At 68.2% G+C, this 5,807-nt stretch carries 3 protein-coding genes and 3 pseudogenes; 3 read left to right on the top strand and 3 right to left on the bottom strand.

The genetic code is table 11. The features are described 5' to 3' along the window. Together JCM9942_RS19020 and JCM9942_RS09860 are read left to right on the top strand one after the other, a co-directional pair. Positions 1 to 473: pseudogene (locus tag JCM9942_RS19020) on the top strand (hypothetical protein); the annotation flags it as partial. Positions 474 to 569: 96 nt separating this feature from the next. Next, a complete protein-coding gene (locus JCM9942_RS09860; protein WP_054659368.1) occupies positions 570 to 1,880 on the top strand; it encodes an O-antigen ligase family protein in 1,311 nt (436 codons plus the stop codon). A gap of 181 nt (positions 1,881 to 2,061) precedes the next feature. Here JCM9942_RS09860 and JCM9942_RS09855 read toward each other — a convergent pair whose 3' ends face one another. Both JCM9942_RS09855 and JCM9942_RS09850 read right to left on the bottom strand, forming a co-directional pair. Continuing rightward, positions 2,062 to 2,973 (bottom strand): glycosyltransferase family 2 protein, encoded by a 912-nt coding sequence (locus JCM9942_RS09855; protein ID WP_083468493.1) that lies wholly within the window; start codon positions 2,971 to 2,973, stop codon positions 2,062 to 2,064. Positions 2,974 to 3,240: 267 nt separating this feature from the next. Continuing rightward, a pseudogene (locus tag JCM9942_RS09850) lies at positions 3,241 to 4,036 on the bottom strand (glycosyltransferase family 2 protein). Positions 4,037 to 4,140: 104 nt separating this feature from the next. Between JCM9942_RS09850 and JCM9942_RS09845 the strand changes: the two are divergent. Further along, on the top strand, positions 4,141 to 5,172 hold the full coding sequence (locus JCM9942_RS09845) for a CDP-glycerol glycerophosphotransferase family protein (protein ID WP_054659364.1): 1,032 nt from the start codon (positions 4,141 to 4,143) through the stop codon (positions 5,170 to 5,172). A gap of 253 nt (positions 5,173 to 5,425) precedes the next feature. On the opposite strand, the pseudogene JCM9942_RS09840 reads toward JCM9942_RS09845, so the two are convergent. Next, positions 5,426 to 5,767: pseudogene (locus tag JCM9942_RS09840) on the bottom strand (PH domain-containing protein); the annotation flags it as partial. Positions 5,768 to 5,807: the final 40 nt, after the last annotated feature.

Genomic DNA, 5,807 nt, shown 5'->3' with positions numbered 1-5,807 from the left:
TGTTGCTGGCCGCGCGGAAATGGCCGGCGCGGGTGCTGGCCGCGCTGCTGGCGTTGCTCTGGGTGCTGCAGGGGCTGCTGGTCAATCCCCTGCTCAACGACTCCAGCTCCGGCCGCGGCTTGATGCGCGAGGTCGGCCGACGGCTGGGGCCCGATGCGGAACTGGGACTGGTGGCGTGGAAGGAACAGAACCTGCTGCTGGCCGACCGGCCGGCGCGCACCTTCGGCTTCAAGCGGCCGTGGGAACAGCAGCTGCAGGCGGGCATGGTGTGGCAGGCGCAGCGGCCGCAGCGGCGCTGGCTGCTGGTGCAGGAGAAGTCGCTGCTGGATTGCATTGTCCGTGGCCGCAGCCAGCGGGTGGGGACGCTCAGTGGACGCGCCTGGTGGCTGGTGCCGGCCACGGCGATAGAGGGCCGCTGCATCGCCACGCCAGCGCAGCGGGAGTGGGCGCGGCGCGACCAGGGACCGCCCTGAGGGGGCAGCCAGCGCGGGGCCGGCTGGCTATCATTGGCGGTTGGAACGGTTCCTCGGACGGGAATTGGTTCAGTGCCCAGGACCCAGTATCTGCCGATGGACCCGCATTTCCCCGTCACTGCCGATTCGATTCCCAGCCCGCCGGCCGCCCCGGCGCGCTGGCGGTTTCTGCACCGTACCGCGACGCTGGCGCTGTTCGCGTTGCCGGCGCTGGTGATCAGTACCCCGGCCAATCTGTTGCCGTTCGGTCTGCTGCTGCTGGCCAGTTCGATCGCCGGTGCCGATTACCTGTGGCTGGCCCGCCAACAGGCCGGGCGAGCCGGGCGGATTCTGCTGGTGCTGGCGCTGGTGACCATCGCCCTGGGGCTGCTGTCCCTGTGGCAGTTCGAGCATGCGCTCAAGGACGTGGACAACCGCTCGCGCTTTCTGGTGATGCCGTGGGCGCTGTTGTGGGTGTGTGCGCTGCGGCCGCCGATACAGGCGCTGTGGTGGGGCGCGCTGGCAGGCCTGCTCGCCACCTTCGCGGTGGCCGGCTACCAGGTATTCACCGGGCTGGAGCGGGCCGATGCCTGGACCAACGCCATCGTGCTGGCCGACACCGCGCTGGTGCTGATGGTGCTGCTGGTGTTCTGCCGTCCCCCGCAGCGCTGGGGACTGATCGCGCTGGGGATGGCCGCGGGCAGCGCGGTGATCCTGCTCAGTGGCAGCCGCGGGGTATGGCCGGCACTGCTAGTGCTGTTCGTGGCCATGGCGCTGTCGGTGCGCTGGAAAACGGGCCGTTTCCGCGTTGGTGCCCTGGCCGGGCTGGTGCTGGTGGCCGCAACGGTGGTGCTGAGCGTGCCGCAGTTGCGTGAACACACCCGGCTTGCTGAGCTCAGCAGCGACATGCAGCGGATCGGCCGGGGCGATGTGGATTCCTCCGCCGGGGCGCGGCTGGAGCGCCTGCAGGTGGCGTGGGATACCTTCCGCGAACTGCCGCTGACCGGGGTGGGGATCGGCCATTTCGACGATGCCATGCGGCGCCTTCCCCAATGCAGCTCGCAGGCCGATCAGGTGTTCCGTTGCCACCTCGGCCATGCGCACAACGATCTGGCCGAATGGGCGGCGACCCAGGGTGTGCCGGGCCTGTTGCTGCTGCTGTGCGTCTATGGCCTGCCGCTGGGCCTGTTCCTGCGCCTGCAGTTGGACAGCGAGGAGGACGGCTTTCGCGGGCCGGCGGCGGCCGGGGTGATGCTGGTGGTGAGCTACATCCTGTGCGGCATGACCCAGTCGATGTTCGCCCACCAGATCACCGCCAGCACCTACACCGCCCTGGTGGGCGTGCTGTGCGGGCTGGCACTGGTCGACAATGCCGCGCGCGGAAGCCAGGCACCAGTCAGCGCAAGGCAGCCAGCGGCTGACGCTTGAATAAGCCTGAACCGGCGGCGTGACAGTCTGGGCCGTGGGCAGTGGCAGGCCCCGTGTTTGATCCGCGATCGCCCTCCGCACCGCGTCATCCGGAGGAGCCGGCAGGCGCGGTATACCGGCTGGGACTGCGCGCTTGCAGTGCGCTGTCCGGCGGGCCGATCCAGCGCCGGTTCCGCACGACTCAGAAGCGCGTGGATGCCGCAGCTTTGGCTTGGCCCGGAACCAGGTCCAGCGTCAGGCCGGCCGACAGCGCCGCCGCCCCCCATGCGGCCCATTTGATGGCGTGCCGTGGCCGTGACAGCAGGCTGTAGAACAGCGTGGCCGGCAATGCGACCAGCAGCAGTTTGGCCAGATGCCGCCGCGCCGCCGCCGCGCCGACATAACGGCGGATGGCGATCTGCCGTGACCTTGCATAGTGGAAACGCTTGATGAAGTCCGTGCGCACGCTGGGCGTGGAAGACGCGCCGCCGCGGTGGAATGCCCTGGCCGCAGGTTGCAGCAGGCACTGATAGCCGGCTTTGGCCATGCGCAGGCACAGGTCGTCGTCTTCGTAGTAGAGGAAAAAGATTTCGTCAAAGCCGCCGATCTGGTGGAACGCACGGGTCCGTACCAGCAGGCAGCAGCCATGGATCCACTCGGCGCTGACCAGCCGGTCCGGTACGCGGACACGGCCCTTCGTCTCCGGCCGGAAGAAGGCATCGCGGTGGCACAGCTGCGGTGTGCCGTTGTCACGCCAGCTCTGCGGGCCCACCAGCCCCGCCTGCGGAAACCGGGCCAGACAATCGAGCAGGCACTGCACATCGGCCGGGGCGATGCTGCAGTCGGGGTTGAGCAGCAGCGCGAACGGGGTCTGGACCGCGGCCATCGCCTGATTGTTGGCCGCGCCAAAGCCCGCATTGGTGTGGCGCGTGATCAGCCGCGCGTGCGGGATCTTCTGGCCGACGCGCGCGGCGGTGTCATCGCCGCTGGCGTTGTCGACGATGACCACATTCGGAAACCGGGCCAGTGTGCTGGCCATGGTTTCCACCAGCGGCGAGGAGTTGTAGGTGACGCAGACAACGGTCACCTCGGCAAGGGAGGGGGCGGACTTCATGGAATGGCTTGGGCAGGGCAATGGCGCGGCAGCAGCAGCGGCCGCTGCAGGGGTTGCCTGCGGGGGACAGGCAAGGGGGGGCGTACCGGTGTACGGAAACCGGTGCCGTGACAGCCCGTGTGTTTCCAAAGCATGGGGGACGCCATTTTAACGGCCCGGGCCGGTGCCATCGGCCGGAGCGCCTGCTGTTTTCCGGCTTGTTGCGCCGCGTTCAGGGTGCCTGCAGGGGCTTTCCAGCCGCGGCCCGGCAGACATGCCAGGCCGTGGCTACAGCGGCTGCCCGTTGCACAGCAGCCACAGCATGATGGTCTTCTGGCGCACGTAGTTGGCGCTGACAAACGCCTCGATCAGCCCCGGCCAGCCATCCAGGAAGCCGCGCTTGACCACATAGCTGCGGAAGAAGCGCCAGGTGGGGGCGAGGATCAGTTTGCCCAGGGTCGCGCGCTTGCCACGGCTGAACTCGTGCTCGGCCATCATCCGCGCGTACTTCTGCTTCTTGTCCAGCAGTTGCAGGAAGTTGCGGTAGGGGTGGTGCAGCAGGTCGCCGCGGAGCAGGGCGATCGGGCCGTCCACCGTCACCGCCTCGTGGATCTCGCGCTCGCCGCGCCAGCCGCCGTGGCGGCGGTCGAACAGGCGCAGCACGCGGTCCCGGATAGGCGGTGCCATGGCGCAGGAAACGGCCGAAATATTCCGAGCAGCGGGCGAAGCGGTAACCCCGGGCGCGCGTGAAGCCGGCATCGCGCTCGGCCTCGATGGCCGCGCGCAAGGCCGCATCCACCCGCTCGTCGGCATCCAGGCACAGCACCCAGTCATGTTCGGCCTGTTCGACGCAGAACGCCTTCTGGCTGCGGAAGCCGTCGAAGGCGCGCTGGATCACCCGTGCCCCGGCCGCTTCGGCGATGGCGACGGTGGCATCGGTGGAGAACGAGTCCACCACCACGATCTCGTCGCAGAACGCCAGCGAGGCTAGGCAGTCGCCGATCCGGTCGGCCTCGTTGAAGGCGATGATGCAGGCCGACAGGCGTGGCCGCCGGGTCGATGAAGTGGGGGCTGGGCTGGGCATGCGACCGTTCGCGCGGGGAACCGGGGGCCAAGCCTAGCAGCGACGCCGGGTACTGGCGATGCGATAATTGGCCGCCTCTGCCGCAATATCCAGGAGTTCTCCGCGTGCCACGCCACTATCTGCTGTACGGGTCCGAGCGCTACGCGCTGGCCATCCTCCGTCCGGTGCAGGCGGCGATCCGCGCGCGGGGCGACGAGGCGGCCTGGTTCTTCGACGGTCCCGGCGCGGAGGATCTGGCTGCCGATGAGACGCTGCTGAGCGTGGAGCAGGTGCGCGCGTGGAACCCGTATGCGGTGATCACCTCGTCCAATGCGGTGCCGCATTTCTTCCCCGGTGTGAAGGTGGAAACCTTCCATGGCTTCGATGCCGGCAAGCCGCGCCACATCTATATCCGCGGCTTCTTCGACCTGTACTGCACCACCGGCCCGCGTGACACCGCGGCGTTCTCGGCGCTGGCCGAGCAGATGGGGCATTTTTCGGTGGTGGAGACAGGTTTCCCGAAGATCGATCCGTTCATGAGCCAGCTGGCCGACGTGCCCGAGCCGGTGCGGCAGCCGCCGGTAATCCTGTACCACTCCACGTTCTCACCGTCGTGGAGCGCGGCCGGCATTCTTTACGACGAGATCAAGCGGCTGTCGCAGACCGGCGAGTGGCGCTGGGTCGTCACCTTCCATCCGAAGATGGATCCGGAAATGGTGGCCAAATACCGCGCGCTGGAAGGCCCGTACCTGCGCTTTGCCGATGACGACAACATCCTGGACCTGTTCCCGCAGGTGGACATGATGTGCTCGGACACCTCCTCGGCGCTCAACGAGTTCCTGCTGACCTACAAGCCGGTGGTGACTTTCAAGAACCGCCGCCCGGGCCCGCAGCTGATCGACATCGACGATCCGGCGCAGTTCGAAGGGGCGATCCGCACCGCGCTGTCGCGGCCGCCGGAACTGATGGCCGCGGTGCGCCAGTTCGCCGACCAGCTGCACCCGTACCGCGACGGCCAATCCAGCGAGCGCATCCTCCAGGCGATCGACGCGTTCGTCGCCAAGGGTGCGCGCAACCGCAAGCCCAAGCCGTTGAACCTGTGGCGCAAGCTCAAGATCCGCAAGCGCATCGGCTACTGGGGCCCGGCGCGGGTTTGAGGGTCGGCAACTTCGCCTTGCCAGCAGGCTGAGGGCGAAGTCAGGTTGTAGTGACATAGGTGTAGCCTGGATAAGCGCAGTGCACCCGGTCAGAGGGATCAAACCGGTGGCTGGGCTTCACGCCTGATGCCGGATCCGAAAAAGCAGGTTTTCCGTTGGCAAATTTCGACGTGACTCCAAGGTGGGCTTTACTTGCCCGGGCTACGGAACCGAGCAGCCGGGCCTTCAGCGGCCCGGATGCGTGGCGCGGCCGCTACCAGCGCAGTTTGCGCCGGGCCAGTTCGGCGCCGAGCTGGTCCAGCAGTTCCCGTGCGCGCGTCTCTTCCAGCAACCGCAGCTGCAGCGGTGGTGCGCCGAACGCGCCGGCCGTGTCGAGGGTGAGCGTGGCGGTACCGAACGCGCGATCCAGCGGTGAGCGGTCCAGGCGCAGCGCCTGCAGCTTGTCCAGCTCGGCGATGCGCCACCAGCGGTTCCACCAGCCGCCGCGCACGGCCACCCGTTGCGCGTCGATGCTGTAGCCCATGCGGCTGACCTGGCGGTGCGCCTTGAGTGCGGACCACGGCAGCCACAACAGCGGCAACAGCCCCGGCGCGCCGGTTTCATGGGTGGAGCACGGCGGTCAGGATGGCCACCGG

Origin of the sequence: Stenotrophomonas pictorum JCM 9942 (assembly GCF_001310775.1) — a bacterium.
GTDB classification, from domain to species: domain Bacteria; phylum Pseudomonadota; class Gammaproteobacteria; order Xanthomonadales; family Xanthomonadaceae; genus Stenotrophomonas; species Stenotrophomonas pictorum.
Note: the sequence above shows the minus strand (reverse complement) of the source record. Positions and strands in the feature narration are given on the sequence as shown.